This is a genomic window from Bacillus sp. FSL R5-0416, from assembly GCF_037975425.1.
Classification (GTDB): Bacteria; Bacillota; Bacilli; order Bacillales; family Bacillaceae; genus Bacillus; species Bacillus subtilis.
In genome coordinates this window covers 1,066,644-1,081,966 of the sequence record NZ_CP150252.1, presented here as the reverse complement: position 1 = coordinate 1,081,966, position 15,323 = coordinate 1,066,644, and the positions used below count along the sequence as shown (strand labels likewise).

The following is a 15,323-nucleotide window of genomic DNA, read 5'->3' as shown; positions in this document are numbered from 1 at the left end:
CCTAAATAGAGATAAAATCATCTCAAAAAAATGGGTCTACTAAAATATTATTCCATCTATTACAATAAATTCACAGAATAGTCTTTTAAGTAAGTCTACTCTGAATTTTTTAAAAGGAGAGGGTAAAGAGTGAGAAGCAAAAAATTGTGGATCAGCTTGTTGTTTGCGTTAACGTTAATCTTTACGATGGCGTTCAGCAACATGTCTGCGCAGGCTGCCGGAAAAAGCAGTACAGAAAAGAAATACATTGTCGGATTTAAACAGACAATGAGTGCCATGAGTTCCGCCAAGAAAAAGGATGTTATTTCTGAAAAAGGCGGAAAGGTTCAAAAGCAATTTAAGTATGTTAACGCGGCCGCAGCAACATTGGATGAAAAAGCTGTAAAAGAATTGAAAAAAGATCCGAGCGTTGCATATGTGGAAGAAGATCATATTGCACATGAATATGCGCAATCTGTTCCTTATGGCATTTCTCAAATTAAAGCGCCGGCTCTTCACTCTCAAGGCTACACAGGCTCTAACGTAAAAGTAGCTGTTATCGACAGCGGAATTGACTCTTCTCATCCTGACTTAAACGTCAGAGGCGGAGCAAGCTTCGTACCTTCTGAAACAAACCCATACCAGGACGGCAGTTCTCACGGTACGCATGTAGCCGGTACGATTGCCGCTCTTAATAACTCAATCGGTGTTCTGGGCGTAGCGCCAAGCGCATCATTATATGCAGTAAAAGTGCTTGATTCAACAGGAAGCGGCCAATATAGCTGGATTATTAACGGCATTGAATGGGCCATTTCCAACAATATGGATGTTATTAACATGAGCCTTGGCGGACCTTCTGGTTCTACAGCGCTGAAAACAGTCGTTGATAAAGCCGTTTCCAGCGGTATCGTCGTTGCTGCCGCTGCCGGAAACGAAGGTTCGTCCGGAAGCTCAAGCACAGTCGGCTACCCTGCAAAATATCCTTCCACTATTGCGGTAGGTGCGGTAAACAGCAGCAACCAAAGAGCTTCATTCTCAAGCGCAGGTTCTGAGCTTGATGTGATGGCTCCTGGCGTATCCATCCAAAGCACACTTCCTGGAGGCACTTACGGTGCTTACAACGGCACGTCCATGGCGACTCCTCACGTTGCCGGAGCAGCAGCGTTAATTCTTTCTAAGCACCCGACTTGGACAAACGCGCAAGTCCGTGATCGTTTAGAAAGCACTGCAACATATCTTGGAAACTCTTTCTACTATGGAAAAGGGTTAATCAACGTACAAGCAGCTGCACAATAATAGTAAAAAGAAGCAGGTTCCTCCATACCTGCTTCTTTTTATTTGTCAGCATCCTGATGTTCCGGCACATTCTCTTCTTTCTCCGCATGTTGAATCCGTTCCATGATCGAAGGATGGCTGCCTCTGAAAATCTTCACAAGCACCGGAGGATCAACCTGGCTCAGCCCCGTCACGGCCAAATCCTGAAACGTTTTAACAGCGGCTTCTCTGTTCTCTGTCAACTCGATCCCATACTGGTCAGCCTTATTCTCCTGATAACGCGAGACAGCATTTGAAAAAGGCGTAACCGCAAAGCTCAAAACAGAAAACAAAAGCAATAACAGCGGAAGTGCCGCAAGATCATGCCGCCCTTCTAAATGAAACATGCTGCGGGTTAGGCGAACCGTCCGCTTGTAAAGCTTATCAATGACATAAAATCCGGCGAGCGACACGAGCAAATAACCAGCCAGACCGATGTAAACGTGCTTCATGACATAATGGCCCATTTCGTGGCCCATAATAAACAGGATTTCTGAATCGTCAAGTTTGTTCAGTGTCGTATCCCACAATACAATCCGTTTGTTAGCCCCGATTCCTGTAACATAGGCATTCAGCGCATTTGTTTTTTCTGACATGTTCACTTCATATACATGATCAGCCGGAATATTGGCTTCATCTGCCAGCTCTAAAATTTTGCTTTCAAGCTCTTTGTTTTTCAGCGGATAAAATTCATTGTATAAAGGATCGATAATGACCGGCTGAATAAAAAACAGAAAAAGCGAAAACGGCACTGTTAACAGCCAGGCGTATAACCACCATTTTTTTTCATGCCTTTTGATCAGCCAATAAAAAACGAGAACGCAAAGCGTAAAGATTGGAAAGCTGATCCAAAAGCTGATAACCTGATCCTTAGCCCAGCTGGCCGTTGTCTGTGTGGAAATGTTATAGTCAAGCGATACTTGATAGCCTATCCAATCTAAAGGCAACGTCACCAATGTTGTAATCAGCGAAAGCACAAACACAAAACCAACGGTCTGCAAAAACCGAAAAGGCACGGCCGCTTCGATCCATTTCTTGATTTTCTTTGAAACACCGCTGACCAGCAGAACAAAAAACAGAAACCAATCAAGAGGTACCCCGATAAAAAATAAAAAATTCTTGATATTTGAATACTGCTCGGCCACTGCCAAATCAGACGGCTTCATGAAAGAAGCCGGATCAGCCTGCGTTCCTTTCACGGCTTCCGGTATTGCGGAATCACCCGACAGGAAAAAATACCAATAAAAAAACAGCCCGTACAGCACGTAAGCAAGTCCTGCTGCCGCTATCCACTTGCGCATAACGCCTCACTCCTCACATCAACCCGTTACTTCTATTGTAATCATAAATTCAAATTCTTAGAACCAAGCTGTGTTCCGCACTTTTCCACCCTTTTAAGCATGGAAAACCCGATCGCTGGGAAAACTAACAATGTTTGGAGTGATGCAAATGAAAAAAATAGTGGCAGCCATCGTGGTAATCGGTCTTGTGTTTATAGCATTTTTTTATCTTTACAGCCGATCAGGCGATGTGTATCAATCGGTAGACGCGGATTTGATCACACTGTCTTCAAGCGGCCAGGAAGATATCGAGATTGAAAAAAGACAGCACGTCAAAGATATGCTGGATATTATGAATCAGGGAAAACAGGTGAAGACAGAAAAAACATCAGCCCCTGATTACGAAGGGACAATCAAGTTTCATAAAGACCGGTATGACTCATTCAGACTATGGATTGACGGCAGCCAGCAAGCCGTTTTTTCGAAGGATGGCACATACTACAAATTGAGCAAAAATGATACAAAGGCGCTGCTAAATATTATTAAAAAAGAAGCAAAAGATTGAAAATGAAAAAGCGAAGCTAACCGCTTCGCTTTTTCATTTTATTGGGGCAAAATATCTCTCAGTGCCCGTCTGAGCATTTTCCCCGTCGCATTTTTCGGAATATCGTCAAGAAACGTAATGGCGGCAGGCCGCTTGTATTTTGCCAGATGCTTTTCGCAATGCTGCATGATGTCCTCCTCTGTTACCCCAGAGCGTTTCGGCACCACATATCCCTTTACCGCTTCCCCGCTTTGGGGGTCCGGCACGCCGATGACAACCGCCTCCTTGACGTCCGGATGGCTGTACAGCACCTCCTCCACCTCCCGCGGATACACATTGTATCCTCCTACAATGATCATGTCTTTTTTCCGGTCAACAATGTAAAAATAGCCGTCCTCATCCCGTCTTGCCAAGTCCCCCGTATAAAGCCACCCGTCTTTTAATGCATGCTCTGTTTCCATCGGCATTTTATAATAGCCCTTCATCACATTGGGGCCTTTCACGATCAATTCGCCGACCTGGTGAGCGGGCAGCTCGCGTCCGAGTGGATCTACGACCTTGTTTTCGACATGTAAGATACTTGTCCCGATGGAGCCCGGCTTTCTGCCCCTGTCAAACGGGTTAAAGCACGTAACGGGTGATGCTTCCGAGAGCCCGTAGCCTTCCAAAATGGTAACACCGAATTTTTCTTCAAACGCCGTCAGCAATGCGACTGGCATGGACGCGCCTCCCGAAATGCACAGCCGGATCGAAGAAAAATCATCTTTCTTTCCGTTTTCATGCTGAAACAAGTAGTTATACATTGTAGGCACACCGGCAAAAATGGTCGCCTGCTGCTGCTTAACAAGCTTAAAAACAGATGCCGGACTGAATTGAGGCTCAATCAATACAGTTGCGCCGCTCATCAGCGGTGCATTCATACAGACGGTTAAACAAAACACGTGAAACATGGGAAGAGCGCAGACCACATTGTCCCTCTCATCCATTCCCAAATAGCCTGCGACATCGTTGGCATTGCTGTACAAATTCTGATGTGTCAGCATCGCGCCTTTCGGTTTTCCAGTCGTTCCTGACGTATATAAAATAACCGCGGTATCATCAGGTACAGGTTCTTGGTTTTGTTTAGCGGCAGATGTCGGCCGCAATATTTTTGCAAACGTTGTCATTTTCATCCTGACCTCTGGGTCCGCAGCTTCCGGCTCGGCCTCCCCCGTCTGGCATAAAATGACGAGCTCAACCTTTGGCAGCGACTCATGCATGCTCTCATAAAGCGGCAAAAGCTGGCTAACGCCCACGATTGCCTTTACATCGCCATTTGTCAGCATATAACCAATTTCTGTCGGCGTGTACAACGGATTGATGGGAACAACCACGATCCCAGCTTTTAAAGCGCCAAAAAACGCGATGATAAAATCAGGCGAATTGCCAAGCAGCAAAGCTAAATGGTCCCCTTTCTCCATACCGGCTTCCTGAAGGCCGTCCGCAAATCGCTGAATATATTCATTCAGCTCTTGATACGTCATCATGTGATCTTTAAACCTGCATGCGATGCTGTCGGGCTTCTCAGATGCTGTTTCTTCCAATTTTGAAACAAGATTCATTCTCCCACCCCTTAAAGTGAATGAATAGTCATTCATTATTGAAGCCAAGCTTTCTCCTCCATTATAGAGAAACAGAAAAAAACACTCAAGAGCAAAAAGCCCTGAGTGTCAGTACTGTCATAGTTTCTTCAATGCTTCGGCAATCGGCGTATCTCCTTCTGTCAGATCAAAGGCCCGATTTTCCGTATTCTTCTCATCTAAAGAAGCAATGACCGTTTTTGCAACGTCATCACGGGAAATAAATCCCCGCTCAAGATCCTTCGCTGCTGAAACAGTTCCCGTTCCAGGCTCATTGCGAAGGCCTCCCGGACGGATAATCGTATAGGTTAAACCGCTCGCTTCCAGAATTTTATCAGCATAATGCTTGGCCACATAATAAGGCTTGAGTGCCTCATTCCAATTTTCACGGTGATGGGCTTGCAGGGCGCTGACCATAATAAACCGTTTGATTCCGGCAATGGCCGCAGCTTCAATGGCTTTTGCCGCTCCATCAAGATCCACCAGCAGTGTTTTATCATAGCCTGTACTGCCGCCGGAACCAGCTGTGAAAATGATCGCGTCACAACCTTTTGCCGCAGCGGCGATTTCTTCCGGGCTGCCCTCCAGATTCGCAAGCACAGCTTCTGCACCGGCAGCTTCAAGAGACGCTTTCTGTTCTTCTTTTCTGACCATCGCTCTGATGGAATGATCAGGATTACCTTGGAATAAAGAGACAAGTCTTTGCCCGATTTGTCCGTTCGCTCCGATTAAAAACACTTTCATGTGAATCCCTCCTGCCTCCATTATTTCAAAAACACAACCGCTCTTTCAAACGATGTGTTTTGCCTTAATAAATCAGATCAAGGAAATCCTCTTTCGTAATGTTCCCAAAGTAATGCTTGAGATTCACACCTTCGAGCACATCAGCGATGACGCTGCGTTCGTATTGTTTTCCGACCAGCAGGTTTTCAATTTCAGATACATCACCGACACCGAAGAAATCTCCGAAGATTTTGCAGTCCTCGATTTTGCCTTTCTTGACTTTCAGGCGCAAATCGATCGATCCAATCGGATAACGCTTCGAATGATTAAGGTTAAATTTCGGCGAGCGGCCGTAGTTCCAATCCCAATTCTGATAGCGCTCTTTCGAAATTTGATGAATGGTCTCCCAATCTTTTTCCGTCAGCTTATACTCCGGCACGTTTCCAATGTCGTTTGTGTTAAAAATATGGCGAAGCAAATGGCTGCGGAATTCTTCGGTGGTCATTTTATCATCGAGAAACTCACTGATGTTTGCTACTCGGCTTCTGATCGATTTGATGCCTTTTGATTCAATTTTATCCTTTTTCACCTTTAATGCTGATACAACATGATCAATGGCTGAATCAAACATGAGGGTGCCGTGGCTGAAAATACGGCCTTTCGTTGCAAACTGAGCGTTTCCGGATATTTTCCGGCCATCCACTACAATGTCGTTCCGGCCGCTTAATTCAGCCTCAACCCCAAGCTGATGTAACGCCTGAATCACCGGCTCAGTGAATTTTTTAAAGTTATGAAAGCTGTCCCCGTCATCCTTGGTAATAAAGCTGAAGTTCAAGTTCCCCAGATCATGGTACACAGCGCCCCCGCCTGATAAACGGCGGACGACGATAATCCCGTTTTCCTCAACATATTTTGTATTGATTTCTTCTATTGTATTTTGGTTTTTTCCAATGATAATAGACGGTTGATTCACATAAAAGAGCAAATATTGCTGTTCAGGGTCTAAATGCTTTACACAGTACTCCTCGATAGCAAGATTGATCCGCGGATCATTGATATTTTGATTGTCTATAAATAACATGGTGCTCCTCCTTTATCCTTCCCACACAAAACCTGATTTCGCAATATTCACTTCTCCGTTAAAAACGGTTTTCGCTTCTTTGCGAAGGTTGTCATGCACGCCAAAATGCGGCAAATGGGTCAGCAGCAGTTCTCCCGCTCCCGCTTCTTTTGCAATGCGCCCGGCTTCCAGGCTGTTCATATGGCCTGCACTTGTTCCGTCTTGATCGGCATAAAAATTGCATTCTGAGATCAATAAATCAGCATCTTTCGAAAACGGTATAAATGAATCCTGATAGCTGGAATCAGCAGTATAAACGACAGTGTGGCTGCCGTCAGTAATCCGCATGGCATAGCACGTCACCGGGTGAATCGTTTTTAAAAAGGTGATCGTAAACGGACCGGCAGTCAACGGCTGATCCGGCTGATAGGCGATCCCTTTCGTATGTGTTTTATATGTAAGCTTTTGAAACTGTTCTATATCAGCATCATGTCCGTAAATCGGAAGCGTATGCTCTCCTTTGCCGAGAAACGAACCGACTTGCTTGGCAAATTGCAGCGGTCCGATATCAGCGATATGGTCATGGTGATAATGAGACAGAACGACCGCATCCAGCTTTTCCGCCGGCACATATCCGAACAGCTTAGACAAAACGGCACTGCCGCAATCAACAAGCAGAGAGTAATCACCTGACTGAAACAAATAGCCTGACGTCGCTTCATTTGCGGCCGGAAAACCGCCATAGCATCCGATAACTGTAACTTTCATAATGTCCTCCTATCTTTTCAAAAAAATTGATCCTCCTTCAATATACCCATTTTTCTTAAAAAAAGCATGTTTTAAACATTGTATCAAAACAGTTGTTGATTTTTATAATCTGTTATATTACAATGAAATCACTACAAAGGGGAAAGAGGGATTGGTTATGCTGGGGAAAATCACAGAATTTTTTAGAAACCTGCCTTCGAAAAAGTGTGCGGAATGCGGAAAAAAGATAGAAGAGCAGCATGAGTGTTATGGTAATATCTGCAATGACTGTATAAAAGTAAACGATTTGTAATGAGCGAAAATCCCGCGCCTTACGCGTGGGATTTTCTTATTTTTTCACATATCTCTTAATTTTGAAATAATAGTCAGGTTAGGTCAAAGCTCACCTGTTTTTGATAATTCTGGTGATTATCATAATGTCATTGAATATTCTTTATTTTCGAAATATAATTTACTATAGACGAATTGATTTCTTATCTATTATAATTTGATCTAATAGTGAGATTAAATATATGTCTATTCATGATATATGTTGATACTTTGTTTTTTGGGAGGTAATCTATGAAAAGAATTAAGTTTGGATTAGCCACACAAATATTCGTTGGACTTATTCTAGGTGTCATTGTTGGCGTCATTTGGTATGGCAACCCAGCATTGCCTACTTACCTGCAGCCAATCGGGGATCTCTTTTTACGCTTAATCAAAATGATAGTGATTCCTATTGTTGTCTCCAGCTTAATCATCGGTGTAGCCGGTGCAGGAAATGGAAAGCAAGTCGGTAAATTAGGCTTCAGAACGATTCTGTACTTCGAGATCATCACGACTTTTGCCATTATTCTCGGACTAGCCCTTGCAAACATCTTCCATCCGGGTACAGGAGTTAATATACACGAAGCTCAAAAATCGGACATCAGTCAATATGTTGAAACTGAAAAAGAACAAAGTAATAAATCAGTGGCGGAAACGTTCCTCCATATTGTGCCGACAAACTTCTTCCAGTCATTGGTCGAAGGGGATCTTCTAGCCATCATCTGCTTTACAGTACTATTTGCATTGGGTATTTCCGCGATCGGTGAAAGAGGCAAGCCTGTATTAGCCTTTTTTGAAGGTGTATCCCATGCCATGTTCCACGTTGTAAACCTTGTGATGAAAGTGGCGCCATTCGGCGTTTTCGCTCTTATCGGAGTGACTGTGTCTAAATTCGGACTCGGTTCTCTTATCTCTCTCGGAAAGCTCGTCGGATTGGTTTATGTCGCGCTTGCTTTCTTCTTAATTGTTATTTTCGGGATTGTCGCAAAAATTGCCGGCATCAGCATCTTCAAGTTCCTTGCTTATATGAAGGACGAAATCTTACTGGCGTTCAGTACGTCCAGCTCTGAAACGGTTCTTCCGCGCATCATGGAAAAAATGGAGAAAATCGGATGTCCGAAAGGCATTGTTTCATTTGTCATTCCGATCGGTTACACGTTTAACTTAGACGGTTCCGTTCTCTATCAATCTATTGCCGCACTCTTTTTAGCACAGGTATATGGCATTGATTTGACGATTTGGCACCAAATTACGCTTGTGCTCGTCTTAATGGTGACATCCAAAGGGATGGCTGCCGTGCCTGGTACTTCTTTTGTTGTCTTGCTTGCAACGCTTGGCACCATCGGCGTTCCGGCTGAAGGACTTGCCTTTATTGCCGGCGTAGACCGCATCATGGATATGGCACGTACAGTTGTCAACCTGACTGGTAACGCGCTTGCTGCCGTTGTGATGTCTAAATGGGAAGGCATGTTTAATCCTGCGAAAGCAGAAACTGTTATGTCCCAATCGAAAACAGAACAAAACGCAACCATTTCTGGTTAATGAAAAGCCTGCGGGGTTCTTGCCCCGCAGGCTTTTTTAATCTTTAACAAGCACAAACAGTTCTGTAATCAAAACAGTATCCTCATTCAGCTCCAGTTTACCGCTTTTGATCAGTTCCGCCCATGCCATCCGATGATCCTCTTGAAACTCCTCAATTCGGTCTCCATTGCCCTCTCCTTTGACTAACCTCATATCAGGCGCACCAAAGGTGGTTTCAAAGACATCTGTCACTTTTATATTGCATCTTGGATTGTCATGTTTATCATAAACGGTAACAAGCTGACCCGCTGTTTGATAAACGTCCCTCAATTCATCTTTTGAATACAATGATCTCGGCCTGCACGTGGCGGTTTTTTCTCCGGCAAGGATCTGCTGAATCAGCTGTTCTCCCAACCCATCATCACCTTCCCAGCCGAATGTGCTTTTCAGCTTATAAATCTTCATTGGTCCTCCCCCTTATACCATTGGTGACTGTACATAGTAATACAGAAGCTTAGCGGTATGGCGAAGAGATGATTTATGGGTGCGTTCAAATGCATGGGAAGCGTCAATTCCCGGCCCTATGAGGCCATGCACAATATCATGCCCGGATTTGATCGCTGCTGACGCATCAGACCCGTAGTACGGATATATATCAAGCTTATAGTCAATATGATGCTTCTCGGCTAATTGAACTAAATGCTTTCTGAGCTGATAATGATACGGCCCGCTCGCATCCTTCACACAGATTGATACTGAATATTCATCTGTCGCCTGCCCGTCACCGATAGCGCCCATATCAACCGCCAAATATTCAACTGTTTCAGGAGGAATATTCGAATTCCCGCCGTAACCGATTTCTTCATTATTGGAAATAAGAAAATGGGTTGTATACGGCAGCTCAATGTCTTCTGTTTGAATTTCATGAATTAAGCGGAGCAATAAGGCGACGCTTGCTTTGTCATCCAAATGGCGCGATTTAATAAATCCGCTTGATGTGATCTCGACACGTGGATCAAACGACACAAAGTCTCCGACGCCAATGCCAAGCTCCTCCGTATCTTTCCGGCAGTGAACAGGTTCATCTAGGCGGATCTCCATATTCTCTTGATTCCGCTCAGCCTTTCCCGCGTCTTTGTATACGTGCACAGACGTTTGATGCATTAAGATTGTGCCTGTGTACGTTTTTCCTGAGGCGGTTTCAATTTGGCAATACTCCCCCTCAATCGAGTTGTAGCGGAACCCGCCGATTAAATCGATTTTCAGCCGGCCGTCCGCTTTAATTTCCTTTACCATAGCGCCGAGGGTGTCAACGTGCGCAGTCAGCATGCGATGCCGGGATGTGTCGCGTCCTGGAAGCGTTGCAATTAAGCCGCCCTTGTGGTTCCGAACCGTTTCTACCTTCCATTCTTTTAAAAGGCTTTCAATATAATTGATCACCTCATATGTATTTCCGGTCGGGCTTGGGATCGATACCAGTTCTTTAATGAGCTCCATCGTTTTACGTACAGACGTCATAGGGCATTCCTCCTTTTATTTTCTACTTAAAATATACTCTTTTCCCGAGGGACCCGTCCAATCTTTTCCTATCAATCTCTCATATGCTGTAGAGAGCATGGGAAGAGGAGGGATTTCTATGTGCTGTCGTCATTCACATGAACAGAAATGTCGTTGTCACGATTGGTTCGATGATTTTTGGTTCTTTGACGAGTGGTTCGATAAAGATTTCCACGACCATTGCAAGAAAAAGAAAGAATGCCATGACCCTTGCGAGAAGAAGAAAAAGAAACACCATTGTTTCTCTTGTAAAAAACACAGACATTCTTGCTGTCATTGTAAAGACTGAATCAGAAATATTCTGATGACCCATGCTTAATGAATATTTCCATTCACATTTTTCCAAGCGGGCATTGCTGCTGCTTGGACCTTTTATTGAAACACCCTTTTTGCTTTTACAATCCAATAAACTGATAAAGCCGCTATAAGAGCAATAATGATTTCAACAGCTGCAGCATGCTCTATGATTCCTCTCTGATATAAAACCGCCGGTACATTAAACAGTGCATGTAAAAGAATAGAATACAACAAAAACAGCGGCCGGCGGCTTTTAACCGCGTACAGAACAAGCAGAGACAGCCCAATTTGGACGGCAATGGCACTGATTCTTTCTATTCCGCCCAGCATCCATTCATACGAAGGAGTATGCAGCAGCTGCTCCTGTATCGGCAAAAGCGCCCGTTTGACGTCGCCATTGACCAAAAGCTGTTCAAACGTCCCGCTATTGATTGCAAATGCGTATACAATAAGTGAGATAGAGGACAAGCCTGTAATCAGGATGGCTTCAAGCCCGCCATGGCCTGCCCCGAAAGCCAGACCATCCGCCCAAGTATGATGGCGCTTCATAAAAAATCGCATCATCATATACCTTCCGCACTCCTCAAAAATTCCGGCCATCAAGCAGCCGTAAACGCCATACCATAATGGATGTTGCATCACTTCTTTCGTGATTTCATTCACTTGCAGTACATAAACATGAACGCCGCCTTCCAGCAGCTGAGCGAAGACAAAAAACGTGAGAGCGCCAATAAAAAACACTTTAAGCGAGGCGCCATACTTTCGCTTAAACCATACAATCAGCCCGATTGGCAACAGAAACGCAATAGCCCCGGATAATGCCAAAAAGACTACTGCTTCTTGACTGACCATTTTTCAGCCTCCTTTTTCTTTTTCAAAGATTCCCTATTCTACACTTCTCTTTTTTTGTAAAAAAACCTTCTTTTTAGTACCAGATACTAATATCTAGTGTTATAATCTGACCATAAGGAGTGATTCATATGTCAAAAGCAAAAATTACAGCTATCGGCACCTATGCGCCGAGCAGACGTTTAACCAATGCAGATTTAGAAAAGATCGTTGATACCTCTGATGAATGGATCGTTCAGCGCACAGGAATGAGAGAACGCCGGATTGCAGATGAACATCAATTTACCTCTGATTTATGCATAGAAGCGGTGAAGAATCTCAAGAGCCGTTATAAAGGAACACTTGATGATGTCGATATGATCCTCGTTGCCACAACCACATCCGATTACGCCTTTCCGAGTACGGCATGCCGCGTACAGGAATATTTCGGCTGGGAAAGCACCGGCGCGCTGGATATTAATGCGACATGCGCCGGGCTGACTTACGGCCTCCATTTGGCAAATGGATTGATCACATCTGGCCTTCATCAAAAAATTCTCGTGATCGCCGGAGAGACGTTATCAAAGGTAACGGATTATACCGATCGAACGACATGCGTTCTGTTCGGCGATGCCGCTGGTGCGCTGTTAGTGGAACGAGATGAAGAGACGCCGGGATTTCTTGCGTCTGTACAAGGAACAAGCGGGAACGGCGGCGATATTTTGTATCGTGCCGGACTGCGAAATGAAATAAACGGTGTGCAGCTTGTCGGTTCTGGAAAAATGGTGCAAAACGGACGCGAGGTATATAAATGGGCCGCAAGAACCGTCCCTGGCGAATTTGAACGGCTTTTACATAAAGCAGGACTCAGCTCTGATGATCTCGATTGGTTTGTTCCTCACAGCGCCAACTTGCGCATGATCGAGTCAATTTGTGAAAAAACACCGTTCCCGATTGAAAAAACGCTCACTAGTGTTGAGCATTACGGAAACACGTCTTCGGTTTCAATTGTTTTGGCGCTCGATCTCGCAGTGAAAGCCGGGAAGCTGCAAAAAGATCAAATTGTTTTGCTTTTCGGGTTTGGCGGCGGATTAACCTATACAGGATTGCTTATTAAATGGGGAATGTAACAAAAAAAGAACTTGTTTCCAAGGAAACAAGTTCTTTTTCTTTATGAAGCCGGCTGTTCTTCTGATGATTCTTCCTTCCGGCTTAACATTGTAAAGTAAGTAATGCTTAGTGCAATCATGACGAGGGCGATGCCGATTAAGACGCCGGCCATCTGCCACATGTAGCCAAAGTCACCGTTTGAAATGACCGCTCTGAATCCGTTAATGCTGTAGGTCATCGGCAACGCGCCATGGATGACCTGATAGAAATTCGGGAGCAATTCAAGCGGGAAGGTTCCTCCGCTCGCTCCCAGCTGCAGCACTAAAATAATGACTGCGATAAAACGTCCAGGGTTGCCCATCGTGGTAGCCAAAAATTGAATCATCGCCAGGAAAGCGAGACTCGTAATGATCGTAAACACGTAAAATCTCCACGTGCTCTCTACCTCGAGACCAATTCCCAATAGAAGAACCGTCGCCACAATCAATGATTGAATGATTCCTACAAGCATCATGACATTGAATTTGCTGAAGAACCACTCAAAACCGTTTCTCGGACGTCCTGACGCTTCCTTCAGCGGGAAGACAACCGTCAGCATGATGCCGCCGACATACAAGCCCATTGACAGGATATAAGGTGTCAGCCCTGTTCCATAGTTAGGAACGGAATGAATGGCATCATCTTTGGTTTTAACCGGATCCGCAAACATGCCGTATGTTTGATCATCAGCATCGATATCTCCTGTTTGGTCAGCCGCATCCTTCAGCTTACTAGACAGCTCTCCTGTGCCGTCCAATAGCTTGCCTAAACCTGTATCAAGTGATGCAGATCCGTCTGCAAGTTTTGATGATCCGCTTTGGACCTGTTTAGACCCGTCTAACAGCTTAAACAATCCGCCGGATACTTGGCTGCTTCCTGTCACCAATTGCTCTGAGCCCGCTTTTGCTTTTGCGAACTGCTTATTATATTCACCGATGCCCGCTGTCAGTTTATTTTGGTTTTCTGTCAGCTGCTGTGAACCATTGTATATCTTCTCAGATCCAGCAGTTAATTTGTCAATCGCATCTTGAGTGGCTTTTGCGCCATTATAAAGCTTAGAGGTAGCTTCCGGCAATGCCTTCACCTGGGCAACCTCCGCTTTCACATCTTCCAATGAGCTTTTTATCGTTGCGATGTCAGGCAGCTGATCAGCTGAAGGAAGCCCACTTAAAATTTCATCAAAATCAGGCGCATCAACTTTCGGAAGCTGCTTTTCAACAGAATTGATCAGCTGGCTTTTTTGCTCCGCTGTTAAGAAATCACTCGAGTTGATGAGATTTTTGAATGCCTGATCACGGTTTTTCAAGCTGTTTTCAAAGTCAGACAGCTGTTTTTTAAATTCCTTCATCGCAGTTTCTGACTTTTCCAGATTGTTCACAGCTGTTTCAAGCTGTGTTAAATCAAGCGCATTTATGAGTTTTTCCGCTTTTGCTGCTTTCTCCGACTCTTCTTGTGCTTTACTGTTGAGCTGATTCAGCCCGTTTGTAAGATCAGGTAAGCCCTGCTGCACCTTTTGAAGGCCGGCATTCAGTTCATTTAGTTTGCCCGTCAGCTTGCCTGATCCTGCTGCAAGTTGACCAGATTTATCATAAATCTGGTTGCTGCTGTCCTGGAATTTACCGAGCGAGCTGTCAAGTGATTGGATGCCGCTCGTCACCTGAGCCGCTCCATCTGCAAGCTGCGCTGTTTTGTCACTGATGGTAGCGGTGCTTTCCTTCAGCTTCGCCAGATTTTCTTTCAGCTGTGCGCTTCCGTTTTTCGCATCCTTTGTGCCGTCATCAATTTTTTTCGCGCCGCTGCTCGCGTCGCTCAAACCTTTTGCGATATCTTTAAAGTTATCAAAAATAACTTTCGTATATTGCTCGGTCACTTCTTTTGAAACAGAGGCTTTCAGTTTATCAATCGCTTTTTCGCCGATCGTTGCCCCTACATAGTTAGAACCTGCATTTGTGTGGTATTTCAGATCCAATTTTTTCGGATTTTTGTCTAATACAGTGCTGGCATTCTTAGAAAAATCCTCAGGAATCTCGACAACTAAATAATATTTTTGATTCAATAAGTCCTTTAACGATTGGTCGAGATCATTGGAAAAATGCCAATCAAAGTTGTTATTATCCTTTAATTCTTTGACCAGATCATCACCGATTTGAAGTTTTTCTCCTTCATACGTTGCTCCCTTGTCTTGGTTGACGACAACGACAGGCAGCTGGTCAACTGTGCCGTACGGGTCCCAATAAGCCTTTAAGAATACGCCGCTGTAAATAAGCGGGACAAACAAAATGGCGATGATGGGAATCAATAATTTTTTACTTGTTACGATGTCTTTCCACTGACTTCGTATTGTGTTCATCCTGATGCCTCCATTCTAAAACTGA

General features: G+C 44.5%; 15 protein-coding genes. 5 read left to right on the top strand and 10 right to left on the bottom strand.

The window, feature by feature from the left end; genetic code table 11:
- Positions 1-129 precede the first annotated feature (129 nt).
- Positions 130-1,275 (top strand): subtilisin AprE, encoded by a 1,146-nt coding sequence (aprE, locus tag NYE20_RS05635; protein WP_015715621.1) that lies wholly within the window; start codon positions 130-132, stop codon positions 1,273-1,275.
- A 38-nt stretch (positions 1,276-1,313) separates the two neighbouring features.
- On the opposite strand, the gene NYE20_RS05630 is transcribed toward aprE, so the two are convergent.
- Positions 1,314-2,594, bottom strand: a complete 1,281-nt coding sequence (locus tag NYE20_RS05630; protein WP_134991613.1) for a M48 family metallopeptidase — start codon at positions 2,592-2,594, stop codon at positions 1,314-1,316.
- Between the two features lie 148 nt (positions 2,595-2,742).
- On the opposite strand from NYE20_RS05630, the gene NYE20_RS05625 reads away from it, so the two are divergent.
- Positions 2,743-3,138, top strand: coding sequence for a hypothetical protein (locus tag NYE20_RS05625; protein WP_014479359.1), 396 nt, complete (start codon positions 2,743-2,745; stop codon positions 3,136-3,138).
- A gap of 38 nt (positions 3,139-3,176) precedes the next feature.
- Here the strand turns inward: NYE20_RS05625 and lcfB are convergent, their stop codons facing one another.
- From lcfB to NYE20_RS05605, 4 genes are all read right to left on the bottom strand, one after another.
- Entirely contained in the window at positions 3,177-4,718 is a 1,542-nt protein-coding gene (lcfB, locus tag NYE20_RS05620; protein ID WP_003244686.1) for a long-chain-fatty-acid--CoA ligase LcfB, read from the bottom strand.
- A gap of 117 nt (positions 4,719-4,835) precedes the next feature.
- Positions 4,836-5,480 (bottom strand): SDR family oxidoreductase, encoded by a 645-nt coding sequence (locus tag NYE20_RS05615; protein WP_161621462.1) that lies wholly within the window; start codon positions 5,478-5,480, stop codon positions 4,836-4,838.
- Between the two features lie 64 nt (positions 5,481-5,544).
- Entirely contained in the window at positions 5,545-6,540 is a 996-nt protein-coding gene (gene lplJ / locus NYE20_RS05610; RefSeq protein WP_161621461.1) for a lipoate--protein ligase LplJ, read from the bottom strand.
- Positions 6,541-6,552: 12 nt separating this feature from the next.
- Positions 6,553-7,287 carry an MBL fold metallo-hydrolase gene (locus tag NYE20_RS05605; RefSeq protein WP_003233185.1) on the bottom strand — a complete coding sequence of 245 codons (735 nt, stop codon included), beginning with the start codon at positions 7,285-7,287 and terminating at the stop codon, positions 6,553-6,555.
- A 157-nt stretch (positions 7,288-7,444) separates the two neighbouring features.
- Between NYE20_RS05605 and yhfH the strand changes: the two genes are divergently transcribed.
- Entirely contained in the window at positions 7,445-7,579 is a 135-nt protein-coding gene (yhfH, locus tag NYE20_RS05600) for a protein YhfH (RefSeq protein ID WP_003244802.1), read from the top strand.
- 269 nt (positions 7,580-7,848) lie between these two features.
- Positions 7,849-9,138 carry a glutamate/proton symporter GltT gene (gltT, locus tag NYE20_RS05595; RefSeq protein WP_003245579.1) on the top strand — a complete coding sequence of 430 codons (1,290 nt, stop codon included), beginning with the start codon at positions 7,849-7,851 and terminating at the stop codon, positions 9,136-9,138.
- A 36-nt stretch (positions 9,139-9,174) separates the two neighbouring features.
- On the opposite strand, the gene NYE20_RS05590 is transcribed toward gltT, so the two are convergent.
- The 4 genes from NYE20_RS05590 to NYE20_RS05575 all read right to left on the bottom strand — a co-directional run bounded on the left by NYE20_RS05590 (position 9,175) and on the right by NYE20_RS05575 (position 11,823).
- On the bottom strand, positions 9,175-9,582 hold the full coding sequence (locus tag NYE20_RS05590) for an ASCH domain-containing protein (RefSeq protein ID WP_021479627.1): 408 nt from the start codon (positions 9,580-9,582) through the stop codon (positions 9,175-9,177).
- Between the two features lie 12 nt (positions 9,583-9,594).
- Positions 9,595-10,635, bottom strand: a complete 1,041-nt coding sequence (locus NYE20_RS05585; RefSeq protein ID WP_014479351.1) for a M42 family metallopeptidase — start codon at positions 10,633-10,635, stop codon at positions 9,595-9,597.
- A gap of 133 nt (positions 10,636-10,768) precedes the next feature.
- Entirely contained in the window at positions 10,769-11,020 is a 252-nt protein-coding gene (locus NYE20_RS05580) for a hypothetical protein (protein ID WP_015715616.1), read from the bottom strand.
- Between the two features lie 26 nt (positions 11,021-11,046).
- Positions 11,047-11,823, bottom strand: a complete 777-nt coding sequence (locus NYE20_RS05575) for a YhfC family intramembrane metalloprotease (RefSeq protein WP_038829127.1) — start codon at positions 11,821-11,823, stop codon at positions 11,047-11,049.
- Between the two features lie 128 nt (positions 11,824-11,951).
- Here NYE20_RS05575 and fabHB point away from each other — a divergent pair, with 128 nt between their 5' ends.
- The gene (fabHB, locus tag NYE20_RS05570; protein ID WP_163117587.1) at positions 11,952-12,929 is read left to right on the top strand and encodes a beta-ketoacyl-ACP synthase III FabHB; all 978 of its coding nucleotides are present in this window, start codon (positions 11,952-11,954) and stop codon (positions 12,927-12,929) included.
- A gap of 41 nt (positions 12,930-12,970) precedes the next feature.
- On the opposite strand, the gene NYE20_RS05565 is transcribed toward fabHB, so the two are convergent.
- Entirely contained in the window at positions 12,971-15,298 is a 2,328-nt protein-coding gene (locus tag NYE20_RS05565) for a YhgE/Pip domain-containing protein (RefSeq protein WP_124073100.1), read from the bottom strand.
- Between the last annotated feature and the right edge of the window lie 25 nt (positions 15,299-15,323).